21 protein-coding genes are annotated in these 21,492 nt (G+C 66.1%); 11 read left to right on the top strand and 10 right to left on the bottom strand.

The genetic code is table 11. From position 1 onward, the window contains the following. Positions 1-507 (top strand): CAP domain-containing protein, encoded by a 507-nt coding sequence (locus LQK81_RS15805; protein ID WP_230807323.1) that lies wholly within the window; start codon positions 1-3, stop codon positions 505-507. 43 nt (positions 508-550) lie between these two features. Here LQK81_RS15805 and LQK81_RS15800 read toward each other — a convergent pair whose 3' ends face one another. Beyond that, positions 551-1,633 (bottom strand): quinone-dependent dihydroorotate dehydrogenase, encoded by a 1,083-nt coding sequence (locus tag LQK81_RS15800; protein WP_230807322.1) that lies wholly within the window; start codon positions 1,631-1,633, stop codon positions 551-553. 1 nt (position 1,634) lies between these two features. Then, complete coding sequence (locus LQK81_RS15795; protein ID WP_230807321.1) at positions 1,635-1,979, bottom strand: DUF952 domain-containing protein; 345 nt, start codon at positions 1,977-1,979, stop codon at positions 1,635-1,637. Between the two features lie 114 nt (positions 1,980-2,093). Between LQK81_RS15795 and LQK81_RS15790 the strand changes: the two genes are divergently transcribed. Both LQK81_RS15790 and LQK81_RS15785 read left to right on the top strand, forming a co-directional pair. Further along, positions 2,094-2,522 (top strand): hypothetical protein, encoded by a 429-nt coding sequence (locus LQK81_RS15790; RefSeq protein ID WP_230807320.1) that lies wholly within the window; start codon positions 2,094-2,096, stop codon positions 2,520-2,522. A 62-nt stretch (positions 2,523-2,584) separates the two neighbouring features. Next, a complete protein-coding gene (locus tag LQK81_RS15785; protein ID WP_230807319.1) occupies positions 2,585-3,241 on the top strand; it encodes a response regulator transcription factor in 657 nt (218 codons plus the stop codon). Between the two features lie 61 nt (positions 3,242-3,302). On the opposite strand, the gene LQK81_RS15780 is transcribed toward LQK81_RS15785, so the two are convergent. Further along, on the bottom strand, positions 3,303-6,806 hold the full coding sequence (locus LQK81_RS15780) for a hybrid sensor histidine kinase/response regulator (RefSeq protein ID WP_230807318.1): 3,504 nt from the start codon (positions 6,804-6,806) through the stop codon (positions 3,303-3,305). Positions 6,807-7,010: 204 nt separating this feature from the next. Here LQK81_RS15780 and mscL point away from each other — a divergent pair, with 204 nt between their 5' ends. The 3 genes from mscL (at position 7,011) to galE (ending at position 9,835) form a co-directional block, all read left to right on the top strand. Further along, the gene (mscL, locus tag LQK81_RS15775; protein ID WP_230807317.1) at positions 7,011-7,442 is read left to right on the top strand and encodes a large conductance mechanosensitive channel protein MscL; all 432 of its coding nucleotides are present in this window, start codon (positions 7,011-7,013) and stop codon (positions 7,440-7,442) included. 164 nt (positions 7,443-7,606) lie between these two features. After that, positions 7,607-8,773 (top strand): pyridoxal phosphate-dependent aminotransferase, encoded by a 1,167-nt coding sequence (locus LQK81_RS15770; RefSeq protein ID WP_230807316.1) that lies wholly within the window; start codon positions 7,607-7,609, stop codon positions 8,771-8,773. Positions 8,774-8,842: 69 nt separating this feature from the next. Continuing rightward, positions 8,843-9,835, top strand: a complete 993-nt coding sequence (gene galE / locus LQK81_RS15765; RefSeq protein WP_230807315.1) for a UDP-glucose 4-epimerase GalE — start codon at positions 8,843-8,845, stop codon at positions 9,833-9,835. A gap of 54 nt (positions 9,836-9,889) precedes the next feature. On the opposite strand, the gene LQK81_RS15760 is transcribed toward galE, so the two are convergent. From LQK81_RS15760 to LQK81_RS15730, 7 genes are all read right to left on the bottom strand, one after another. After that, positions 9,890-10,186, bottom strand: a complete 297-nt coding sequence (locus LQK81_RS15760; protein ID WP_230807314.1) for a chorismate mutase family protein — start codon at positions 10,184-10,186, stop codon at positions 9,890-9,892. A gap of 861 nt (positions 10,187-11,047) precedes the next feature. Further along, positions 11,048-11,290, bottom strand: a complete 243-nt coding sequence (locus LQK81_RS15755; protein ID WP_230807313.1) for a hypothetical protein — start codon at positions 11,288-11,290, stop codon at positions 11,048-11,050. A 152-nt stretch (positions 11,291-11,442) separates the two neighbouring features. Then, entirely contained in the window at positions 11,443-12,612 is a 1,170-nt protein-coding gene (locus LQK81_RS15750) for a M20 aminoacylase family protein (RefSeq protein ID WP_230807312.1), read from the bottom strand. Position 12,613: 1 nt separating this feature from the next. After that, positions 12,614-13,438: an ABC transporter permease gene (locus tag LQK81_RS15745; RefSeq protein ID WP_230807311.1), complete on the bottom strand. Its 825-nt coding sequence runs from the start codon at positions 13,436-13,438 to the stop codon at positions 12,614-12,616. After that, positions 13,435-14,166 carry an ABC transporter permease gene (locus LQK81_RS15740; RefSeq protein ID WP_230807310.1) on the bottom strand — a complete coding sequence of 244 codons (732 nt, stop codon included), beginning with the start codon at positions 14,164-14,166 and terminating at the stop codon, positions 13,435-13,437. The genes LQK81_RS15745 and LQK81_RS15740 overlap by 4 nt, the downstream gene beginning before the upstream one ends. A gap of 135 nt (positions 14,167-14,301) precedes the next feature. After that, positions 14,302-15,084, bottom strand: a complete 783-nt coding sequence (locus tag LQK81_RS15735; RefSeq protein WP_230807309.1) for a transporter substrate-binding domain-containing protein — start codon at positions 15,082-15,084, stop codon at positions 14,302-14,304. A 32-nt stretch (positions 15,085-15,116) separates the two neighbouring features. Continuing rightward, positions 15,117-15,890, bottom strand: a complete 774-nt coding sequence (locus LQK81_RS15730; protein ID WP_230807308.1) for an ABC transporter ATP-binding protein — start codon at positions 15,888-15,890, stop codon at positions 15,117-15,119. A 247-nt stretch (positions 15,891-16,137) separates the two neighbouring features. Between LQK81_RS15730 and LQK81_RS15725 the strand changes: the two genes are divergently transcribed. The 5 genes from LQK81_RS15725 to LQK81_RS15705 all read left to right on the top strand — a co-directional run bounded on the left by LQK81_RS15725 (position 16,138) and on the right by LQK81_RS15705 (position 21,316). Beyond that, on the top strand, positions 16,138-17,016 hold the full coding sequence (locus LQK81_RS15725; protein WP_230807307.1) for a dimethylarginine dimethylaminohydrolase family protein: 879 nt from the start codon (positions 16,138-16,140) through the stop codon (positions 17,014-17,016). Then, complete coding sequence (locus LQK81_RS15720) at positions 17,013-17,642, top strand: TetR family transcriptional regulator C-terminal domain-containing protein (RefSeq protein ID WP_230807306.1); 630 nt, start codon at positions 17,013-17,015, stop codon at positions 17,640-17,642. Before LQK81_RS15725 ends, LQK81_RS15720 begins: the two co-directional genes overlap by 4 nt. Positions 17,643-17,657: 15 nt before the next feature. After that, positions 17,658-18,848 carry a pyridoxal phosphate-dependent aminotransferase gene (locus LQK81_RS15715; protein WP_230807305.1) on the top strand — a complete coding sequence of 397 codons (1,191 nt, stop codon included), beginning with the start codon at positions 17,658-17,660 and terminating at the stop codon, positions 18,846-18,848. Continuing rightward, the gene (locus LQK81_RS15710) at positions 18,845-20,449 is read left to right on the top strand and encodes a 5-guanidino-2-oxopentanoate decarboxylase (protein WP_230807304.1); all 1,605 of its coding nucleotides are present in this window, start codon (positions 18,845-18,847) and stop codon (positions 20,447-20,449) included. Before LQK81_RS15715 ends, LQK81_RS15710 begins: the two co-directional genes overlap by 4 nt. A 120-nt stretch (positions 20,450-20,569) precedes the next feature. Then, positions 20,570-21,316, top strand: coding sequence for a DUF1003 domain-containing protein (locus LQK81_RS15705; RefSeq protein WP_230807303.1), 747 nt, complete (start codon positions 20,570-20,572; stop codon positions 21,314-21,316). Positions 21,317-21,492 lie beyond the last annotated feature (176 nt).

The raw sequence follows: 21,492 nt of genomic DNA, 5'->3' as shown, positions 1-21,492 counted from the left end.
ATGACGACGAAGACGACGAACCCGATCCGCCGCAGGGCTCTTCTGGCGACCGCACTCGGCGCGACTGCGACGGCGATCTCGAGCTGCACCACCACTGGCCTGATCGATACCGCGTCCGATTCCAGCGACCAGACAGACGCCACCCTTGTCATGATCAACAAGCTCAGGGGCGAGCGCGGGCTGGAGCCTCTGTCGCGCCAGCCGGCCACCGCCAATGCGGCACGCGACCAGGCGCGCCGGATGGCGGCTGCGGGCAAGATGCAGCACAACATCGGCATCGGTGCGGATTTCGGCAAGCGGATGAAGGGCATGGACGTGCCCCTTCCGGCGGCCGAGAACATCGCCGTGGGGCAGGACGACGCGGCGCGGGCGTTCCAGGCCTGGGTCGATTCGCCCAAGCACCTCGCCAACATGCTGGGTTCCGGCTATCGCGGCCTCGGCGTCGCCGAAGCCAGGAGCCCGAAATCCGGAAACCGGCCCTACTGGGCCATGGTGCTCTCGAGCTGAGCGGGACCGGCCGGCCCATCGGCCGGATCCGGGTGCCGGACCGTCAGATGCTCCGGTCGGCCCAGTGGTCGGTGCGCGTTCCGCGGATGTCGCGGATCGAGGCGAGCCGTTCGCGGTCGCAGACGTGCGAAAGTCCCCTGACGATCGTGGCCGGAAGGCCCGGCCCCGCATAGATCATGCAGGAATAGAGCTGCACCAGGTCGGCGCCCGCGCGGATCTTTTCCGCTGCCGTCTCCGCCGAGTTGACGCCGCCGACGCCGATGATCGGCAGCGCCGCACCCACCCGCCTGCGCATCTTCGCCAGCACCGTCGTCGACTTGGCAAATAGCGGCTTGCCCGAAAGCCCGCCCGCCTCGTTCGCATGTGTCCGCTCGGTGAGGCCGTCGCGTGACAGCGTCGTGTTGGAGACGATCAGGCCGTCGAGATCATGGGCGAGCGCCACCTCGGCGATGTCGTCCAGCCCTTCCTCGGTGAGGTCGGGGGCGATCTTGAGGAAGACGGGCACGCGCCGGCCGGCACGTATCGCTTGCTCGTCCCGTGCCGCGAGCACGGCAGACAGCAGGGCGGACAGGCTCTCGCGCGCCTGCAGGTCGCGCAGGCCCGGCGTATTGGGGGATGAGATGTTGGCGGTGAAATAGCGCGCCACGTCGTAGAAGGTGCCGATCCCTTCGACATAGTCGGCGATCCGGTCCTCGCTGTCCTTGTTGGCGCCGATGTTGACGCCGATCAGCGACTGGCGCGAGCAGGCCTTGAGACGCCGAAGTGCGGCGGCATGGCCCTCGTTGTTGAAGCCCAGCCGGTTGATGACCGCTTCGTCGGCCGTCAGCCGGAAGATGCGGGGCTTCGGGTTGCCGTCCTGCGGCCGGGGGGTCACCGTGCCGATCTCGGCGAAGCCGAAACCGAGCCGGATCAGCGCCTCGGGCACCTCCGCGTTCTTGTCGTAGCCGGCCGCCATGCCGAGCGGATTTGCGAAGTCGAGGCCGGCGATCGTCTGGCGCAGGCGCGGGTCGGCGCGCAGGCCGCAGGCCGGCACGAGCCCGCTCTTCAGTGCGGCGATCGACAGGCCGTGCGCGGTTTCCGGATCGAACAGGAACAGGCCTTTGCGGGCGAGGTCGGTGAACGCCATCTCAGATCATCTCCGGAAAGAGGTGCGTCCCGTCGGCGCCGAGCGGCAGCGTCTTCTCCCACAGCACGGCATCGAGCGGAAGGGCGCCGTAGAGATGGGGAAAGAGCTGGCCGCCGCGGGACGGCTCGTAGACCAGCGCCTCTCCGAGCGCCGCACCGTCGATCGCGACCAGAAGCAGATCCGTCTGTCCGGCAAAGTGCTTCGCCGCCGTCTCCTTCGCCTGGGCGGCGGTGGAGAAGTGGATGAAGCCGTCGGCAAGGTCCACCGGCGCGCCGTCGAAGCTTCCCTTGCTGCGGGCGGATTGCCACAGACTTGCCGGAACGATCTTGTATATTATCTCGGACATGGTGTGCTTTCCTCTGCGCGGCGGCGGATGCCTCGATCCTAGCGCTTGCCGCATCGCCGCGGGAAAGTCCACGGGCAAAATCGATTGCCATTGCCGTTTCAAGGAGGAAGTCGCATGCGCAAAGTGATCGTCGGCCTGGCCTTCGTGTCGCCGCTGCTGCTGTCCGGGCCGGGCCTTGCCGAAGGCGAGGGACGCTATCAGATGGAGCGTACGGACGAAGGTTTCGTTCGGCTCGATACCGTCACCGGCGAGGTTTCGCTGTGCCGGGAGACCTCCGGCCAGATGGCCTGCCGCATGGCCGCCGACGAGCGGGCCGCCTTCGAAGAGGAGCTCGATTCGCTGACCAGACGTGTGGAAGCATTGGAAAAGGCGGAGAAATCGGCGCTTTCCAGTGATAAACCGCGCCTGCCGACCGATGAGGAGATTGACCGGACCATGGGCATCATGGAAAGAATGATGCAGCGCCTGATGGCTATCGTGAAGAATCTGGAGGGTGAGGAGGAGAAGATCGCCCCCCAGCAGCCGGTGCCGGAAAAGACCTGAGCGCCGATGTGCCCACGTCGAACCGCGTGCCATCATGACCGTGCTCTTGGGAGGGAGCCCGCATGACCACAGGATTGACGATCATCATTGCAGATGACCACCCGCTCTTCCGCGGCGCGCTGAGGCAGGCGCTGCTCGGAAGCGGCGACGAGGCCACGATCGTCGAGGCCGGGGACTTCGACGCCGCCCGCGCCTCGGCCAGCCGGTGTCCCGATGCCGACCTCATGCTTCTCGATCTCTCGATGCCCGGCGCCAGCGGCCTGTCCGGCCTGATCACGTTGCGGGCGGAACATCCGGGCCTGCCGGTGATCGTGGTCTCGGCCCGCGACGATGCCGCCACCATCCGCCGCGCATTGGATCTCGGCGCCTCCGGCTTCATTTCCAAGTCCGCCTCGATCGAGGAGATCCGCGAGGGTATCGCGGCCGTCCTCGACGGCAACATCTATACGCCGAGCGACTATCAGCGCGGCCCCGAACAGGATGCGGAGGTCGGCGACCTGATCAACCGGCTGCGCACGCTGACACCACAGCAGTCGCGCGTGCTGTCGATGCTGGCCGAAGGGCTGCTCAACAAGCAGATCGCCTACGAGCTCGGCGTATCCGAGGCGACGATCAAGGCGCATGTGTCGGCGATCCTGCTGAAGCTGAACGTGGACAGCCGCACCCAGGCCGTCATCCAGCTCGGCAAGATCGGGTCCACCTCCGCGGCCGCCGCCTGAACGCGCCCGGCCGGCGTCATCGACGCTTCACCCGGCATTGGCATGGCGCGCCATATGCGCCCTATTCCGCCGCCGCCTTTTCCAGGTTCACCAGACGCGTCAGCCAGGCCCGCATCGAGGCGGGGCGGACGGGCTTGTTCTGCACGACGATGTCCTTGCCGTCGGCCAGCGCCCTGACCTCGGCGGACCGGTCGGCGGTGACAAGCAGGCCAGGCAGTTCCGCGCCGAGCGCGGCCCGCACCCGGTCGATCGCCTCGATGCCGGTACCGTCGCCAAGATGGTAGTCGGCGATGACCGCGTGGAAGGCGGGCGGTGCGGCTGTCAGGAGCGCGTCCACGGCGGCGATCGAATCCGCCGTGGCGACCTCGCAGCCCCAGCCCGTCAAAAGCAGCCGCATGCCCTCGAGGATCTTCGGCTCGTTGTCGATGCAAAGCACCCTCAGTCCGCGCATCGGCTCGGCGGCCGGGGCGGCAGGCGCCGACGTCGCCCCCTTCCGGCCGGCGGCGGTGGTGTCGATCGGCACCCGGACCTTGAAGCCCGTGCCTCCGCCGGGCGTCGATTGTAGCTCGACAGGGTAGCTGAGCACCTTTGCGATACGGTCGACGATGGAAAGCCCGAGCCCCAGTCCCGGCGCCGTCCGCGCACCCTCGTCGAGCCGGGCGAACTCCTTGAAGACGGTGCGGAACTTCGATGACGGGATGCCGATGCCGGTGTCGAAGACCTGTATCGAGGCGTCGCCTGCCTGCCTGCGCACGCCGACCAGCACCTTGCCGCTGTTGGTGTACTTGATCGCGTTGGAGACGAGGTTCTGCACGAGCCGGCGAAGCAGATTGGGATCGCTGCGCACCGCAATCGATGTCGGCATGACCTTGAGCGTCAGGTTCTTGGCCAGCGCCATCGGCGCGAAATCCGTCTCGATCCGCCGCAGGAGATCATCGAGTTGCACCACCTGCAGCCGGGGCTTCATCGCGCCGGTATCCAGCCGCGATATGTCGAGCACCGCCCCCAGGATGGCCTCGACCGACTCCAGCGAGGAGTCGATATTGTGCACCATCGCGCCGTTGTCGGAGGCGCCCAGCCGCTCGACGAGCGAGGAGGAATAGAGCCGCGCTGCGTTCAGCGGCTGCAGGATGTCGTGACCGACAGCGGCGAAGAAGCGCGTCTTGCCGAGATTGGCCTCTTCCGCAGCCGCCCGCGCCTCGCCCAGTTCCTGGTTGACCCGGGTCAATTCCGCGGTACGTTCCGCCACGCGCATTTCCAGCGTCTCGTTGGCGAGCTTCAGAGCCCGGTCGGCCTCGACCCGCTCGGTGATGTCGGTGAAGGTCGCGACGAAGCCGCGCTCGGGCATGGCGTTGGAATGAACCTCGACGATGCGCCTGCCGCCGGAGAGCACCAGCTGGAACGGCTGGTCGAAGTTCAGGGCGCCGTCGAGGATCGCCTGCTTCTCGCTCGTGGCGATGCGGCCCTCGGCAACGAGGATGTCGATCATGTCCTTCAGCGCGAAACCCACCTGGCCGACCTGCTCGGGCAGGTCCAGCAACTCGCGGAAGCGGCGGTTCCAGACGGTGAGGTTGCCCGAGCTGTCGAAGACGGCGATCCCCTGGTCCATCTGCCCGAGCGCGGTCTGGAGCATGCCCTGATTGTATTGCAGTGCCTCACTCGCCTGGTCGAGCAGCCAGCTCGTATCGGCCGTGGTCTCGTCGATTCGCTGCAGCGTGAGCGACAGGACGAGGCGGGCGGAGGAGGAACCGATGGCGCTGCCGAGAACCTGCTCGGAGAAATGCACGAGCGCGACATCCGCCGGCGCATGGTCCTCCAGCCAGCGGCCGGCCTGTCGCTCGTAGCTGTGGAAGGAGCGCTCGGTCCGCTCCTCGCCGAGATAGGTCGCCACCGTGTTCTTCAGGTCGCGCACGGTCACCTTGGTCCTGCTGCCGCGGAAGGCGCGCTCCAGTTGCGGCCGCGAGCGGATGAAGATGTTGGCCTGCAGGCGCTCGATGTTGGTGGTGCTGCGCGACAGCGAGCCGATGACGAAGGCCGCGACGTTGACCAGCAGCGACAGTACGGATGCGGCGACCAGCGGATCGGCCTGCGGCCCGGAGAGCACGCTGGCGCCCGGCAGCAGGAAGCCGAGGACGGCAGACGCGATCCCGGAATTGTCGCTGACGCCGAGGCTGGGAAGAAACAGCAGATAGGCCCAGACGACGAGACCGGAGACCATGCCGGCGATCGCGCCGCGCGCATTGGCATGGCGCCAGAGGAGGCCGCCGATGAGGGCAGGGGCGACCTGCGCGACGGCCGCGAATGCCAGAAGACCGATCGAGGCGAGCCCGGCGTTCGAGGTCGAGAACCGGTAGTACGCGTATCCCAGAAGCAGCACGAAGAAGATCGCCAGCCGCCGGATGCGCAGCAGCGTCTGCGTCAGGTCCTCCTGCGGCTCGCCGCGTCCGATCAGGTTGCGGCGGAGCACGACGGGGATGACGATGTCGTTGGAGATCATGATCGACAGCGCCACGCATTCGACGATGACCATGGCGGTGGCCGCCGAAAAGCCGCCGATGAAGGAGACGAGCGTCAGCGTCGGCTGGCCCTGTGCCAGCGGCAGCGCCAGCACGTAGAGGTCGGCGTCGCCGAGCCCTTGGAAGACGATGACGCCACCGATCGCGACCGGCAGCACGAAGAGGTTGATGGCGATCAGATAGAGCGGAAACAGCACGCCCGCGGTGCGCAACTCGCCCGCGGTCCGGTTCTCGACCACGGTGACGTGGAACTGCCGTGGAAGGATGACGATGGCAAAGGCCGAAAGCACGATCAGGAGCAGCCATCGGGCGATCGGCGTATCGTGTGCCAGCGCTGCGGTCACGCGCTCGCTCTCGGCGGCGCGCAGCCACAGGTCGCCGAGCCCGTCGAACATGAAGTAGACGACATAGATGCCGACGGTGGCGAAGGCGAAGAGCTTGACCACCGATTCCATCGAGATAGCCAGGATCAGGCCGTCCTGGTGCTCCGTCGCGTCCGTGTGCCGCGTGCCGAAGACGACGGCGAAGCAGGCCAGGAACAGGGACACGATCAGCGGCAGGTCGAGGAAGGTCTGGCTCTCGTCGAAGCCGTAGTCGTAGAAATCGACCACCACCTTCACCGAGCTCGAGACCGCCTTGAGCTGCAGGGCGATGTAGGGGATCGCGCCGATGAGGGCGATCAGCGCCACGATCGCGGCAACCCCCGGGCTCTTGCCGTAGCGGGCACCGACGAAATCGGCGATCGAGGTCAGGCGCTCGGACTTTGCAAGGTCCACGATCCGCCGGATCAGCGGCAGCCCGAGCGTGAACATCAGGATCGGGCCGATATAGATGCCGAGGAATTCCAGGCCCTGCACGCTCGCAAGCCCGACGCCTCCGAAATAGGTCCACGACGTGCAGTAGATGGCGAGGCTCAACGCATAGACGAGCGGCCGGCCGCGATGCGGGGCATCCGGATCGCGCGACTTGCGGTCGCCGTAGGTCGCCACCGCAAACAGCAGCAGGAGATAGGCGAAGGCCGCGGCGAAGATGGTCCAGCCAGGCAGCATGCGTCCTCCGGTCGTCGACGGACCCCTCCCGTCCGCCGAGGGCACCATAGGACATTAAAACGGCAAAGAAAATCGGGGCGGGCCTTGACTTAAGTCCCATAGCGGAAAGGTGGTTGCAGTGTGGTGGAGGAATGCGTCCGGACGGTTCCCTCTGCGGAGAATCTAAATTACGCTGCCACTGTCATGCAGCAAGAGGAGAAGGGAATGCTCAACGAGTTCAAGGAGTTTATCGCCCGCGGCAATGTGATGGACCTCGCCGTCGGCGTGATCATCGGCGCGGCCTTCAGCAAGATTGTCGATTCGGTCGTCAACGACCTCGTGATGCCGATCGTCGGCGCCCTGACGGGTGGCGGCTTTGATTTCTCGAACTACTTCCTGCCGCTTTCCTCAAACGTGACGGCAAGCTCGCTTGCTGCTGCGCGCGAGCAGGGTGCGGTCTTCGCCTATGGCAGCTTCATCACGGTGCTGATCAACTTCCTCATTCTGGCCTGGATCATTTTCCTGATGATCAAGGCGGTCAACCGCGTGCGCGCCAGCGTCGAAAAGAAGAAGGCCGCCGAGGCTGCGCCGCCGCCGGCCGACGTGGCGCTGCTGACGGAAATCCGCGACCTCCTGAAGTCGCGGCCGGCGGTCTGAGCTGCTCCGGGCCCCGGCGATCGCCGTCGGGGCCGCTCTCTTTCCATCACCGAAATCGATCGGACCGTCAGAGAAACTGGCGTGATCGGGCAATCGAATCCCGCTAAGGATTGCCCGCCTGGATGCCGCGCGTTGTGGCATGACCAGGTTCTGATGGAGACACGATGGATATTCTCGGCCAACTGAGCCCGCGCGCGCTGAACGCGCCGGAGAGCGGCATCGTCGAACTGGTCAACTATGCGCGCCACAGGGACGGGCTGATCCCGCTCTGGGTCGGCGAGGGCGATCTGCCGACGCCGCAGTTCATCTCCGATGCGGCCATGGCGGCCCTGAAGGCTGGCGAGACCTTCTACACCTGGCAGCGCGGCATACCGGAACTGCGGCAGGCGCTGGCGCGCTACTACGCCCGCCATTTCGGCCATGCGCTGTCGCCAGAGCATTTCTACGTCGTCGGTTCCGGCATGCAGGCGATCCAGCTCGCGCTGCAGGCGCTGACCGGGCCGGGCGATGACATCGTCTACCTGACGCCGGCCTGGCCGAACCTGGCCGCCGCAGCCGAGATTGCCGGCGTGCGCCCGCTCGCCGTACCGCTGCAGTTTGCCGACGGTCGCTGGCGGCTGGAACTCGATCGCCTCGAAGCCACGATCACGCCGCTGACCCGGGTGCTCTTCGTCAACACGCCGTCCAATCCCACCGGCTGGACGGCGACGCGGGAGGACCTGCAGGCCCTGCTGGAGGTCGCCCGCCGGCGCGGCCTGTGGATCATGGCCGACGAGATCTATGCGCGCTACTTCTATGCCGGCGGCCGGGCACCCTCCTTCCTCGACGTGATGGAGGACGGCGACCGCGTCGTCTTCGTCAATTCCTTCTCGAAGAACTGGTCGATGACGGGCTGGCGCGTCGGCTGGATCGTGGCGCCGCCGCAGATGGGCCAGGTGCTCGAGAACCTGGTGCAGTACTCGACTTCGGGCGTCGCCCAGTTCATGCAGAAGGGCGCGGTTGCCGCCCTCGACGAGGGCGACGCCTTCGTCCAGGCCAATATCGATAAGGCGGCGTGCAACCGCGACCTGCTCTGCGATGCACTGATCGCCACGAATCGGGTGGAGACCCTGAAGCCGGACGGCGCCCTCTACACCTTTCTCAAGATCGACGGCGTCACCGACGCGCGGCAGGCAGCACTCGACATCGTCGACAAGACGGGCGTGGGCCTCGCCCCCGGCACGGCCTTCGGCGAGGGCGGGTCGCTCTTCCTCAGGGCCTGCTTCCTGCGCGATACTGCGCAGGTGGAGGATGCGGCCGGAAGGCTGTCGCGCTACATCGCCGCCCTCTGATCGCCATATTTACATCTTCGTTACGATCGCGCTCTATTCGGCGCGTGAAACAGGATCGGAGAAGACGGGATGGCGGTATTGGTGACGGGCGGAGCGGGCTATATCGGCTCGCACATGGTCTGGGCGCTTCATGATGCCGGGGAGGAGGTCGTCGTCGTCGATCGCCTGTCCACCGGCTTTCGCTGGGCGATTGCGCCGGAGGCCCGCTTCTACGAGGGCGATATTGCCGACCGCGAACTGCTGAGACGGATCTTCGCCGAGAACTCCATCGACGCGATCATCCACTTCGCCGGATCGATCGTCGTGCCGGAATCGGTTTCCGATCCCCTTGGTTACTACGAGAACAACACGGTCAAGTCGCGTGCGCTGATCGCGGCCGCCGTCGAGGCCGGTGTACCGCATTTCGTATTCTCCTCGACCGCCGCCGTCTACGGCACGCCGCAGACGGCCGACCCGGTCGAGGAAACTGCTCCGCTGAGCCCGGAATCGCCCTATGGCTCGTCGAAGCTGATGACGGAGATTATGCTGCGGGACACCGCGCTCGCCCATGACCTTGCCTATACCGCCCTTCGCTACTTCAACGTCGCAGGCGCCGATCCGCGCGGCCGCACAGGCCAGTCGACCAAGGGGGCGACGCACCTGATCAAGGTCGCTTCGGAAGCGGCCCTTGGAAAGCGGCAGGGCATGGACGTCTACGGCACCGACTATGCGACGCCGGACGGCACCTGCGTGCGCGACTATATCCACGTCTCCGACCTCGCCAATGCGCATCTGAAGGCGCTCGAGCGCATGCGCGCCGGCGGCGGTTCGATCGTCGCCAATTGCGGCTACGGCCGGGGCTTCTCCGTGCTGGAGGTGCTGAACCGCGTCAAGGAGGTTTCCGGCGTCGATTTCCCGGTGCGCATCGCCGGGCGCCGGCCGGGCGATGCCGTCTCGATCGTCGCCAACCCGTCGGTGGCGATGAAGGAACTGAACTGGAAGCCGCAACACGACGATCTCGCCTTCATCGTGCGCACAGCGCTCGACTGGGAGAACCACCTCGGTCGCCGCAACCAGATCTGACGGGTAGATGGCGGCGGGCGCGTCCCGCCGCCCGCCTTGCGCCCGCCGGCAGCGCTACCTGCCGAGCGTCTTTTCCTCATGCTCGATCGAGTGGCGGATGAGTTGTGCCCAGAGGCCGTCGTAGAAATCGCCGTCGAGGCCGCGTGCCAGCGCGTTTTCGCGGGCATTGTTGCGAACCTCGTCGACGCGTGCGGGAATGTCTGCCTTCAGGCCAAGTTCGGCCTTGATCTCGGCGGCGCGGCCGATGAAGGTCCAGCGTTCCGCAAAGAGATCCATCAGCGCCCGGTCGATCCGGTCGATGTTGTCGCGAATTTCCGCCATGGTCCGGCAATCGGCTGCTTTTTCGGACATTCCCGTCTCCGCTTCTATGCAAACGTCGGTCCGCCGCCGCGGACATTGCGGTTGGCTGTAACAAAGCAGAGGCGGGGAGGAAAGGCGAAAGCGCGCCGGGCGGCGCTGTGCCACATACGGGCCGCGCGAAATTCAGGGAGGGTGCGGTCCTGTTCCTGTCTTCCGGCGGTCCCGTATGCTGGCAAGGACAGTTCTAGACGATGAAGCTTGAGCGAGACTTAAATTAATATTCTCTAATAGGTTGCGGTCGGTTGAAGAGGCTTACCCAGGGTGAGGCACATGGCGCAGCAACCCGCTCGCCGGCCGCCGCAAGGCCGCGGAGATTCGGAACAGGCCGCCGCCGACGTGCGGCTATTTCTGCGCCTCCGGAAGACGGCATCGCCTGTCGGTTGGCGCAACAGTTCGGCACGCACTCGGCCTGGCTTGCATCCGTGCTGCGGGTTCGAACACACCGGCATCTGGCCATTGGTCGACCCGGACGAAATGGGGCAGGCCGAAACTGGCCGGGAATGCGATCGCCGTCGTGGCCGACACGGCCAGGATGGCAGCGGAAAAGACAAGTGCTCTCATGTCGAGATCCTCGGATCAAAGGAAGTCCCACGCGATCCTCAAGCCCAGCGCCATATATGGGGGCGATCTCTTTATTTTAATAGTTGCTAATATAAAAATACGGCGACCGCCATCTCCTGCCCCGAACGTGTGGCGCAAGACGCACCAAGACGCACTGGGAGCACCGCCGATATCGGTCGCCATCCGCGACCTTGGCGCGCTGTTGCTCCGGATGTGCTTTCGGGAGATAGGACGCTCCCCGCCTGACCGCCCGCCGCATGGGCGGTCAATTGGGGGGATCGATGCTTCGGGCTAGTCCTTGCGGATGCCCTCTTCGGTCGGCCTGGCGGATGGGTCGACGCAACGCCGAACCGTCTTGACGCCGAACTTGCAGACTTGTGGCTCGACGGAACCGGTGACGGTCTGGTCGATCATGCTCTCATTGGACGCAACGATCGGGTCGCCGAACCTTGCGCGATCGAAATTTCCGAGGGCTGCGAATGCACTAGAGGCCGCAAAGGCCATGACAGCGATCGATACAACGAATGTCTTCATCTTGAGGTCCTCTGATTGCGGGTAACATCGGACATCCTCGTGCATGCGAAAATATCATATGGGGCGCGGGGCCTGTGTGTTAAGTGGCCCCTGCCGAAAAAACGTCACATTATGTTAATGGCTCGCTGCTACGGCGCGAACGGTGATTCGCTTCAGGCCGGCTTCAGGTAGCTTTCGGCCACTTCCGTCCAGAAGGCGGCGCCCACCGGCAGCAGATCGTCGTTGAAATTGTAACCCGGATGGTGGAGCGGCGGGTCACTTTCGGAGGTCTTCGCGCCGAGGAAGAAGTAGCTGCCGGGGCGCTCCTTCAGCATATAGGCGAAATCCTCGCTGCCCATGAAGGGGCGGGGGAGGTCCATGACCTTGTCGGCACCCGCAAATCGAATGGCGATGTCCCGCAGAAGGTCAGTCTCACGCTTATGGTTGATGGTGGCGTCGTAGCTGCGCAGGTAATCCACGGTGGCGGTCGTCGCGTAGCTTTCCGCCTGGCGTTCGGCAATCAGGCGTATGCGCCGTTCCAGCTCATCGCGCACGCCGGGATCGAACGAGCGGATGCCGACGACGATCTCGGCGCGCCCCGGAATGATGTTGCTGGCCGTGCCGCCATGGAACGAGCCGACGGTGACGACGGTCGGATCGAGCGGATGGATGTTGCGGGAGACGATCGTCTGCAGGGCCATCACGATCGAGGCGCCGGCGACGATCGGGTCCGCCGTCTCCTGCGGCTCGGCGCCGTGGCCGCCGCGGCCGCTGACCGTGATGGTCGCCTCGTCGACGGCGGCCATGATCGCGCCTTCGCGGAAATAGAACTGGCCGAAGGGCAGCGCCGGCTCGTTGTGGAGCGCGAAGACGGCGTCGCAGGGGAAGCGGTCGAACAGTCCCTCCTCGACCATGATCCGGGCGCCGCCGAAATTCTCCTCGGCCGGCTGGAAGATCAGGTGGACGGTGCCGTCGAAGTTACGCCGCTCGGCGATGGCGCGCGCAGCCCCGAGCAGCATCGTCGTGTGCCCGTCATGGCCGCAGGCGTGCATCAGCCCCGGTGTCCTGCTGGCATAGGGCAGGCCGGTCTCCTCCAGGATCGGCAGGGCGTCGATGTCGGCGCGGATGCCGACGGAACGCCGGCCGGTGCCGTTCGTCAGCGTCGCGACCAGGCCCGTCTTCGCAAGTCCGCGCGTCACCTTGTAGCCGTAGCTCTCGAGATGGCGGGCGATCAGCTCCGACGTGCGCACCTCCTCGAGCCCGAGCTCCGGATGGGCGTGCAGGTCCTGGCGGATCGCGGTCAGTTCCGGCATCGCATTGGTGAGGGCAGCGCGTATGTTCATGTCAGGCACCACGGGTTGGAATCTTGTTTTCGAGCGTGCGGAACGCCACGACGAGGATGGCGGTCAGGCAGAGGTAGATGAGCGCCAGGAACAGCAGCGGTTCGTAGGTGAGGTAGGTCGTCTGCCGGATCTTGGAGATGACGGCGTAGGCGTCGACAACGGTGATCGTCGCCACCAGCGGCGTCGACTTCAACTGCAGCACGGTCTCGCCGTTCAGCGTCGGCAATGCGCGATGGACGGCGCGCGGCAGCCAGATGCGCCGGAACACCTTCCACCGGCTCATGCCGTAGGCCCGGGCGGCCTCGAGCTCGCCGGCCGGAACGCCGGCGAAGGCGCCGCGCATCACCTCGCCTTCGTAGGCGGCAAAGGAGATCGTCAGCGCTGCGACGCCATAGGGCCAGGCCTCGCGCAGATAGGGCCAGAGGAAGGAGTCCCGAATGGCGGGAAACTGCGGAAAGAGCGATCCCAGCCCGTAGTACAGCAGCCACAGCTGCAGGAGCAGCGGCGTGCCGCGGATGATGGTGCAGAAGGTCCTGGCCAGCATCTTCAGCGGCCAGGGGCCGGTGACCTGTACGAGCCCGAGAGGGACGGCGAAGAGGAAGCCGAGAATGCAGGTGCTGAAGAGCATCAGCAGGGTGACGCCGCCCCCCTGGGCAAGCCGTCCGGCATAGTCCGGTATCCAGTCCCAGCGCATGAACCAGGCCATGCAGAAGATCGCGATCACGGCTATGGCGAGCAGGATGATCCGGTGCGGCTTCAGGAAGGCCCTCCCGCCCGGAAGCTCGGTCAGGGCAGTGGCCTCGACTGTGCTTGTCTCGACGGTCATGCCGGGGCCACCATGCCGCGCCGGGCGCGGGTTTCGATGATGCGGATGACGATATTCGAGACGAGCGTCAGCGCCAGGTACAGCGCGCCGGCAGCGCAGAAGAACAGGAGATAGGCCTTGGTGCTGCCCGCCGCCTGCCGCGTCACCAGCGTCAGTTCGCTGAAGCCGACGACGGCCAGAAGGGCCGTGTCCTTCGTGGCGATCAGCCAGAGGTTGGAAAGGCCGGGAATGGCGTGCGGCAGCATGGCGGGAAGCGTGATGCGGCGCATGATCTGGGTCGGCGCCATGCCGTAGGCGCGGGCAGCCTCGATCTGTCCGGCCGGCACGGCCTTGATCGCCCCGCGCAGCACCTCGGTCGAATAGGCGCCCTGCACGACGCCGATGACGAAGATGCCGGCGGCGAGCCCGCTGATGTCGACGGGGCCGTAGCCCATCGCCGCCGTCAGCTGGTTGAGAAGATCCGTTCCCGCATAGTAGAGCAGCAGGATGAGCACGAGCTCGGGAATGGCGCGGACGAGGGTGGTATAGACCTCGAGCAGATCCTTCAGCACGGGTCCGCCATAAAGCTTGCCGAAGGCGCCGCCGGTTCCGAGCAGCAGGCCGAGCGCATAGCCGCCGAGCGCGATCTTGATCGAATTCAGGAGGCCGCCCAGGAGCACGCCGCCCCAGCCCGGCGGTTCGAGCGCCAGAAGGCCCCAGTTGATCAGGGTCGCGGGATCAGCAGCCATGTCACTCTCGTCTTCAAGGGAGCCTGGCCGGCGGCGTCGCCGCCGGCCGCCCGAGCATTACCGGCCGAAGCGGGATCGCTTCGGCGTTGGACAATGCGGTGAGCCGGATTCCTCCGGAGTTACTCCGGACGTCGATCAGCCGCCGTAGATGTCGAAGTCGAAGTATTTCTTGGAGAAGGTGTCATAGGTGCCGTTGGCGCGGATCGCCTTGATCGCGGCGTTGACCTTGTCCTTCAGCTCCGTCTCGCCCTTGCGCAGGCCGACGCCCACGCCGGCCCCGAGGATTTCCGGATCGTCCTTGACGTTGCCCTTGTGCTCGCAGCAGTCCTTGCCCTGGTCGGACTTCAGGAAGGCGTCGAGTGCGATCGCATCCGCCTGCACGGCGTCGATGCGCCCGGCCGCCAGGTCGTTGTTGGCCTCGTCCTGGGTCTGGTATTCCTTGATCGTCGCGCCGGCCCCGCCGAAGTACTTGTCGGCATAGGACTGGTGGATGGTGGCGACCTGGACGCCGATGGTCTTGCCGGCGAGGCTCTCCGGCGTCGCGTCGAAGGCAGCGCCCTTGGGGCCGATGACGCCCGTCGGGGTGTTGTAGTACTTGTCGGAGAAGTCGATCGTCTTGAGGCGCTCCCCGGTGATCGACATGGAGCCGACGATCATGTCGATCTTGTTCGTGGTCAGCGCCGGAATGATGCCGTCCCACGCGACCGGGGTGATGACACAGTCGAGCTTGGCCTCGTCGCAGATCGCCTTCATGAATTCGACTTCCCAGCCTTCCCAGTTGCCCGAGGCGTCGGGGGAGGCGAACGGCGGATAGGGCTCGGCGGCGAAGCCGACCTTGATCTGCTGGGCCATGGCGCCGCTGATGCCGGCAAAGCCGATGACGGCGGCAAGTGCGATCGTCTTCAATGCGGTCTTCATGCTTGTTTTCCCTCTGTTGGTTATTGGTATTCTCAATGGATGGAACTGATGAATTTCTTCAGCCGCTCCGATTTCGGGGCACCGAAGATCTCTTCCGGCGGGCCCTGTTCCTCGATGACGCCATTGGCCAGGAACACGATGTGGTTGGCGACGTTGCGGGCGAACTTCATCTCGTGGGTGACCAGGATCATCGTCCGCTTCTCCTTCGCCAGGTCGCCGATCACGGTGAGGACCTCGCCCACCAGCTCCGGGTCGAGCGCGGACGTCGGTTCGTCGAAGAGCATGACATGCGGCTGGACGGCGAGCGCTCTCGCGATTGCAGCGCGCTGCTGCTGGCCGCCGGACAGGAAGGCGGGATAGGCGTCGCGCTTCTCGAACAGGCCGACGCGCCGGAGGATCGTCTCGGCCCGCTCGATGGCTTCTGCCTTTGCGATCCCGAGCACATGGACAGGCGCTTCGATGACGTTCTGCAGGATCGTCATGTGCTGCCACAGATTGAAGTTCTGGAACACCATTCCGAGACGGGAGCGGATCCGCTGCACCTGCTTGCGATCGGCGGGCACGAGGCCGCCATGGCCATCCTTCTTCATGGCGATCTCTTCGCCATGGATCGTGACCGATCCGGCGCTGGGCAGTTCCAGCATGTTGATGCAGCGAAGGAAGGTGGACTTGCCCGATCCGGAGCCGCCGATGATGGCGATGACATCGCCTTCCCGGGCCGTGAGGGAAACGCCCTTGAGGACCTCGAGCGGTCCGAAGCGCTTGTGCAGGTTTTCGACTGCGATTGCCTCGGCGCGATCCGTCATCGGATGAACTGCTCCGATGCGCGGCACGAATGAGCTTGGCTCATGCCAAATCTTCCCCTGTTCGTCTTTTGCAACCCGCTCTTGCGGCAGGCTGTCCTGTTCGGCGCGGTCATCTTCGTGCCCGTCGCTTCCTTCCATTGACACCATCGTTGCACTTGTGGCGTAGTTGTTCAAGCGTATAATAATCGCGCCGCCGGCTTTTTGTCCGGTCTCGCCAAAACACTGTTTGCAATCAAAGGAGTAGCGGATGCCCGCTTTCGGTTCCCAGGAAATGTCGGCTTCCCTGCTGCGCGTTCTGATGCGTCGTCCCGGCCCCAGCCTCGTCTCGGCCGATCCGGCGAAGTGGCACTACGGACCGACGTTCGACGGGCAAAGGGCGGTGCGTCAGTATGCGGAATTCGCCCGGCTTGTGGAAAAGTCCGGAACCGAGATCATCTGGCTCGAGGACGAGGGCGACGGTCTTGCCGACGCCATGTTCACCCACGATCCCTCGCTGATGTCCGATCACGGCGCGATCCTGCTGCGCATGGGAAAGCCGCTGCGCGTGAACGAGACGGAACTGCACGAGAAGGCCTATGCGGATCGCCAGATTCCGATCCTCGGCCGCATCGAAGCACCCGGCACGGTGGAAGGCGGCGATTGCATCTGGCTCGATGCGAAGACGCTCGTCGTCGGCCGCGGCGTCCGGACCAACCAGGAGGGCATCGACCAGCTTTCGACGATGCTCTCCCCGCACGGCGTCTCCGTGCTCGCCTACGACCTGCCGCTGTGGCAGGGCGAAGAGGCCTGCCTGCATCTGATGAGCGTCATGAGCCCGCTTGCCGGCGACCTCGCGCTCGTCTTCGCGCCGCTCCTGCCGGCTGCCTTCTACCAGTTGCTGAAGGCGCGCGGCATCCGCCTGATCGAGGCGCCGGCGGACGAGTTCCACGCCAGCAACGGCCTGAGCCTGAACGTGCTGCCGGTCCACCCGAACGAGGTGATCATGGTGGCGGGCTTCCCGAAGACCAGGGCAGCGATGGAGGCTGCCGGCTGCGTGGTCGAGACCTTCGAGGCCGACGCGCTCTGCATTGCCTGCGAAGGCGGCCCGACCTGCCTCACCCGGCCCGTCCTGCGGCGGGCGGCATGAGCCGCCGGTCCTTCCATCGCGCCCCGGAAGCGGAGCGCCGCCATGATCTCATCGAGGCGACGCTGGACTGCATCGCCGAGGGCGGGCTGCAGGGCGCGACGGTCCGCCAGATCGCGATCAAGGCGGGCGTGACGGCGGGTCTGATCCGGCACTATTTCGTCTCGAAGGAACAGATTCTCCAGGAGGCCTATCGCGTGGTGATCGCGCGGTTGACGGAAAAGGCCGAACGCGTGGCGGGCACGCCGGACGAGCGCCTGCGCGCGTTCATCGTCATCAACCTGACCGAGCCCGTCGCAAACAGCCGCAGCCTGTCGCTCTGGGCGTCGTTCATCAGCCGCGTTAGCGTCGATCCCGCGCTCGCGGCCATTCATCGCGAGGGCTATCTCGGCTTCCGCAACGCGCTGGAAGGGCTGCTTGCCGAGTTCCTGGCGTCCAGTGGGCTCGACGCCGGTCCCGCGCGCTGCCGGACGCTGGCGATCGCGATCAACGGCCTGCTCGACGGGCTGTGGCTGGAGGGATGCCTTGCAGGCGAGCTCTTCGAGGAACGCGAGCTGGTCTCGACCGCGCTGTCCTCCATCGAGGCCCTGATCGGCCAGCCGATCGCTCCGCCGGCATCAACAGAATAAGATAGGGAGAACGCAATGCGCTACGCATCCATCACCGAGAGGCTGGCGAGCCTGGGTTCCGAGAAATGGGCGGTTCACGTCGAGGCACGCCGGCGCAAGGACCGGGGCGAGCCGATCATCGAGCTCACCATCGGTGAGCCCGACCTGCCGCCGCACCGGAGCCTGCTCGAGGAAGCGACGCGTGCGATGAATGCCGGCCGCTATCGCTATTCGAACGGCCGGGGCGAGCCGCCGGTGGTGGACGCGCTGGTGCGCAAATACGCAAGGCGCCGTCCGGACGTGACGAGTGCCAATGTGCTCTGCTTTCCCGGCACGCAGACGGCCCTCTTCGCCGTCATGCTCGGCCTCGTGGAAAAGGGCGATGCCGTTCTGGTCGGCGACCCGCTCTATGCCACCTACGAAGGCGTGATCCGCGCCACCGGCGCCGAGCAGGTGACGGTTCCGCTCCGCCCGGAGCATGGTTTTCACATGCAGGCGGACGATCTCGAACGCGCGATCACGCCGCAGTGCCGCGTGCTGCTGCTGAATACGCCGCACAATCCCACCGGGGCCGTGCTGACCGCGGAAGAAATCTCAGCGATCGGCGCCGTCTGCCGCAGGCACGACCTGTGGATCGTCTGCGACGAGGTCTATGAGGAACTGGTATTCTCCGGCTCCTTCGCGTCCCCCTTCGACGATCCCGAACTCGCCGAGCGCACGATCGTCTGCTCCTCGATCTCCAAGTCGCATGCCGCCCCGGGCTTCCGCAGCGGCTGGGCGATCGGGCCTGCGGAATTCGCCGGCCGGCTGCTCGCGGTCTCCGAGACGATGCTGTTCGGCGTGCAGCCCTTCATCGCCGACATGACGGCCTATGCCCTGGACAATCCGATCGACACTTCGGCCAGGATGCGCCAGTCCTACAGCCACCGCGCCGCCCGGGTCGTCGCCGGTCTCGCGGACGCCCCCGGCCTGATGCCGGTCGCACCCGAGGCCGGCATGTTCATCGTCGTCGACGTCTCCGCAACCGGCATGGACAGCGAAGCCTTCGCCTGGGCGCTTCTGGACGAGGAGCGGGTCGCCGTCATGCCGGGATCGGCCTTCGGCAGCGGCGGCGACGATTTCATCCGTATCAGCCTGACTGTGCCGGACGACATGATCGACGAAGCCTGCAGACGAATTTCCGCCCTGGCCAAGCGCTCGGGCTTCAGGAAGGAATTGCGAGCATGAGCACGACGAAGACGGTCGGGGAGGCGATGGTCGATCTTCTCGAGGCAAACGGCGTGGAGGTGGTGTTCGGCATTCCGGGCGTCCACACCGTCGAACTCTATCGCGGCCTTGCGGCCTCGAAGATCCGCCACATCACCCCGCGCCACGAACAGGGCGCAGGCTTCATGGCCGACGGCTATGCGCGCGTCACCGGCAAGCCCGGCGTGGCGCTGGTGATCACCGGCCCGGGCCTGACCAACACCATCACGGCGATGGCACAGGCGCGGCAGGATTCCGTGCCGATGCTGGTGATCTCCGGCGTCAATCGCCGCAATTCGCTCGGCCACGGCCGCGGTCTGCTGCATGAATTGCCGGACCAGGCGGCGATGATGAAGAGCTTCGCCCTCTATTCGCACACGCTGGTCGATCCGGCCGACCTGCCCTCGGTGATCGCCCAGGCCTTCTCCGTCATGGGCTCGGCCCGACCGGGCCCGGTGCATATCGAGATCCCGACCGACGTGATGCCGCTGCCGGCAGGCGAGATCGCGCTGAAAGCGACGCGCGCATCGCGCCCGAGCCCGGATCCGGCGACGCTGGCCGAGCTTGCCGAACTCTGCGAGCGCTCCGGCCGCATCGTCTTGATGTGCGGTGGCGGCGCTGCCACCGCCGACAGGTCGGTGACGGCTCTTGCCGAAAGGCTGGACGCGCCGGTGGTCCTGACCACCAATGCCCGCGGCATGCTCGCCGGCCATGCGCTCCGGGTGCCGGCGAGCCCGAGCCTGGACGCGACCCGCGCGCTGATCGCCGATGCGGATCTCGTCATCGGTTTCGGCACCGAGATGGGGCAGACCGACTACGACATGTATGCGACGGGCACGCTTCCCGCGATGCGCAGCTTCGTGCGCGTCGACATCGACGCACAGCAGCTCGCCCGCGAGCCGCGCGCCGATCTTCCCGTGCTCTCGACGGTCGAGGCGGCAGCCGCGTCCCTCCTGCCGCTGGTCAAGGCCAGGAGCGGGGACGGCGCGGAGCGGGCGGGACGGGCGCGGGCTGCCGCCTTCGGCGAGCTGACGCCGAAGATCCGCACCGAGATCGGCGTGATCGGCAGGGTCTACGAGGCGCTGCCGGATGCGATCGTCGTCGGCGATTCCACCCAGGCGGTCTATGCCGGCAACCTCTATCTCGATGTCGCCCGCCCGCAGACCTGGTTCAATGCCGCAACCGGCTTCGGCGCGCTGGGCTACGGCCCGCCGGCGGCCATCGGCGCTGCGATCGGCGCCCCCGATCGCCCGGTCGTCTGCCTGACCGGCGACGGCGGCTTCCAGTTCTCGCTGGCCGAGATCGGCTCGGCGGCCGATGCCGGCGCCCGCGTCGTCTTCCTCGTCTGGAACAACGACGGCTATCAGGAGATCGAGAACTATATGGTCGAGTGCGGGATCGAGCCGGAAGGCGTCAAGCCGTCCGCGCCGGATTTCCTCGACATCGCCAAGGCCTACGGCCTGCCTGCCGTCCGCCTTGCCGATGTCGACGAGCTCGCCGAAGCCCTTCGGGTCGCCGCCAGGCGCAACGGCCCGAGCCTGATCGAGATCCACCAGACCCGCACCCGGGGCGCGACGGCCTGACATCGATCCTCTGCCGGCGGCGGCGGTTGCCGCCCGGTCAGCCCGCGCTGTAATCTGCCGCACGGTTCTGAGCGTGCCGCGGGCTGTGCCCGGCACGGCATTTGATGGAGATCGCCGCCGATGGGACGGAACGGATCGGCTGCACGCACCAGGACGGAAACCTGCGCCGTCTGCGGAAAGCCTTTTCCGGCGGCCCGGCTCTATCACGCCTCCTCCATCCGACCGGGCATTTTAGAACTGATCCGCCGGGACGTGGGCGGCTGGAGCCTGGACAGCCGCATCTGCGGCGCCGACCTCTCACGCTATCGCCGCCGCTACGTGGCGGATCTTCTGGAACAGGAGCGGGGGGAACTCTCCGATCTCGACCGGCAGGTGCTGGAAAGTTTCGAGAGAGGCGTCTCCTCGGTCCATGCCAGTGCCCTCGGCCTGCAGAAGGAACTGGAGGGCGAAACCTTCGGCCAGCGTGCTGCAGACCGCGTGGCAGCCTTCGGCGGCTCCTGGGGGTTCATCATCGCCTTTGTCCTCGTCCTCCTCTGCTGGATGACGATCAACATCATCGGCATCCTCGGCGGTGGCTTCGACCCCTATCCCTTCATCCTGCTCAATCTCGTCCTCTCCTGCATCGCAGCGCTCCAGGCGCCGGTGATCATGATGAGCCAGCGGCGGCAGGAGGAGAAGGACCGGATTCGCGCGGAGAACGACTACATGGTCAACCTGCGTGCCGAGCTCGAGATCCGCCAGTTGCACGATATGATCGAGCACCAGATGGCGCACCAGTGGGAGCGTCTGGCCGAATTGCAGCAGATCCAGATCGAGCTTCTCGAGGGCCGCCAGCCGCCGCCCCAGCCGCCGAAGAACGGCTCGTAGGGCGAAGAGGGGAGGGGGCCGGGCAACGGCGCTACGAAGGGGTCGAGCCTCTCCTGGTGGGCTTGGAACCCCGCCCGGCGATGGGCGTTCTCCACCCCATCCGGCCGCCAATAGCGTCGAACGACCGGGCTTTCGGGCCGTATCCCGGTGTGATTTTCGGGCGCTTGGCATAAAAA

It is taken from the genome of Rhizobium sp. GN54 (assembly GCF_021026345.1).
Taxonomy (GTDB): domain Bacteria; phylum Pseudomonadota; class Alphaproteobacteria; order Rhizobiales; family Rhizobiaceae; genus Mycoplana.
This window is presented reverse-complemented; position numbering and strand designations above follow the sequence as displayed.

Excerpts from the sequence above, each read along its gene's own strand:
- LQK81_RS15805 (WP_230807323.1), top strand. The coding sequence starts at position 1 with ATGACGACGAAGACGACGAACCCGATCCGCCGCAGGGCTCTTCTGGCG.
- LQK81_RS15800 (WP_230807322.1), bottom strand. The coding sequence starts at position 1,633 with ATGGCGTTCACCGACCTCGCCCGCAAAGGCCTGTTCCTGTTCGATCCG.
- LQK81_RS15795 (WP_230807321.1), bottom strand. The coding sequence starts at position 1,979 with ATGTCCGAGATAATATACAAGATCGTTCCGGCAAGTCTGTGGCAATCC.
- LQK81_RS15790 (WP_230807320.1), top strand. The coding sequence starts at position 2,094 with ATGCGCAAAGTGATCGTCGGCCTGGCCTTCGTGTCGCCGCTGCTGCTG.
- LQK81_RS15785 (WP_230807319.1), top strand. The coding sequence starts at position 2,585 with ATGACCACAGGATTGACGATCATCATTGCAGATGACCACCCGCTCTTC.
- LQK81_RS15780 (WP_230807318.1), bottom strand. The coding sequence starts at position 6,806 with ATGCTGCCTGGCTGGACCATCTTCGCCGCGGCCTTCGCCTATCTCCTG.
- mscL (WP_230807317.1), top strand. The coding sequence starts at position 7,011 with ATGCTCAACGAGTTCAAGGAGTTTATCGCCCGCGGCAATGTGATGGAC.
- LQK81_RS15770 (WP_230807316.1), top strand. The coding sequence starts at position 7,607 with ATGGATATTCTCGGCCAACTGAGCCCGCGCGCGCTGAACGCGCCGGAG.
- galE (WP_230807315.1), top strand. The coding sequence starts at position 8,843 with ATGGCGGTATTGGTGACGGGCGGAGCGGGCTATATCGGCTCGCACATG.
- LQK81_RS15760 (WP_230807314.1), bottom strand. The coding sequence starts at position 10,186 with ATGTCCGAAAAAGCAGCCGATTGCCGGACCATGGCGGAAATTCGCGAC.
- LQK81_RS15755 (WP_230807313.1), bottom strand. The coding sequence starts at position 11,290 with ATGAAGACATTCGTTGTATCGATCGCTGTCATGGCCTTTGCGGCCTCT.
- LQK81_RS15750 (WP_230807312.1), bottom strand. The coding sequence starts at position 12,612 with ATGAACATACGCGCTGCCCTCACCAATGCGATGCCGGAACTGACCGCG.
- LQK81_RS15745 (WP_230807311.1), bottom strand. The coding sequence starts at position 13,438 with ATGACCGTCGAGACAAGCACAGTCGAGGCCACTGCCCTGACCGAGCTT.
- LQK81_RS15740 (WP_230807310.1), bottom strand. The coding sequence starts at position 14,166 with ATGGCTGCTGATCCCGCGACCCTGATCAACTGGGGCCTTCTGGCGCTC.
- LQK81_RS15735 (WP_230807309.1), bottom strand. The coding sequence starts at position 15,084 with ATGAAGACCGCATTGAAGACGATCGCACTTGCCGCCGTCATCGGCTTT.
- LQK81_RS15730 (WP_230807308.1), bottom strand. The coding sequence starts at position 15,890 with ATGACGGATCGCGCCGAGGCAATCGCAGTCGAAAACCTGCACAAGCGC.
- LQK81_RS15725 (WP_230807307.1), top strand. The coding sequence starts at position 16,138 with ATGCCCGCTTTCGGTTCCCAGGAAATGTCGGCTTCCCTGCTGCGCGTT.
- LQK81_RS15720 (WP_230807306.1), top strand. The coding sequence starts at position 17,013 with ATGAGCCGCCGGTCCTTCCATCGCGCCCCGGAAGCGGAGCGCCGCCAT.
- LQK81_RS15715 (WP_230807305.1), top strand. The coding sequence starts at position 17,658 with ATGCGCTACGCATCCATCACCGAGAGGCTGGCGAGCCTGGGTTCCGAG.
- LQK81_RS15710 (WP_230807304.1), top strand. The coding sequence starts at position 18,845 with ATGAGCACGACGAAGACGGTCGGGGAGGCGATGGTCGATCTTCTCGAG.
- LQK81_RS15705 (WP_230807303.1), top strand. The coding sequence starts at position 20,570 with ATGGGACGGAACGGATCGGCTGCACGCACCAGGACGGAAACCTGCGCC.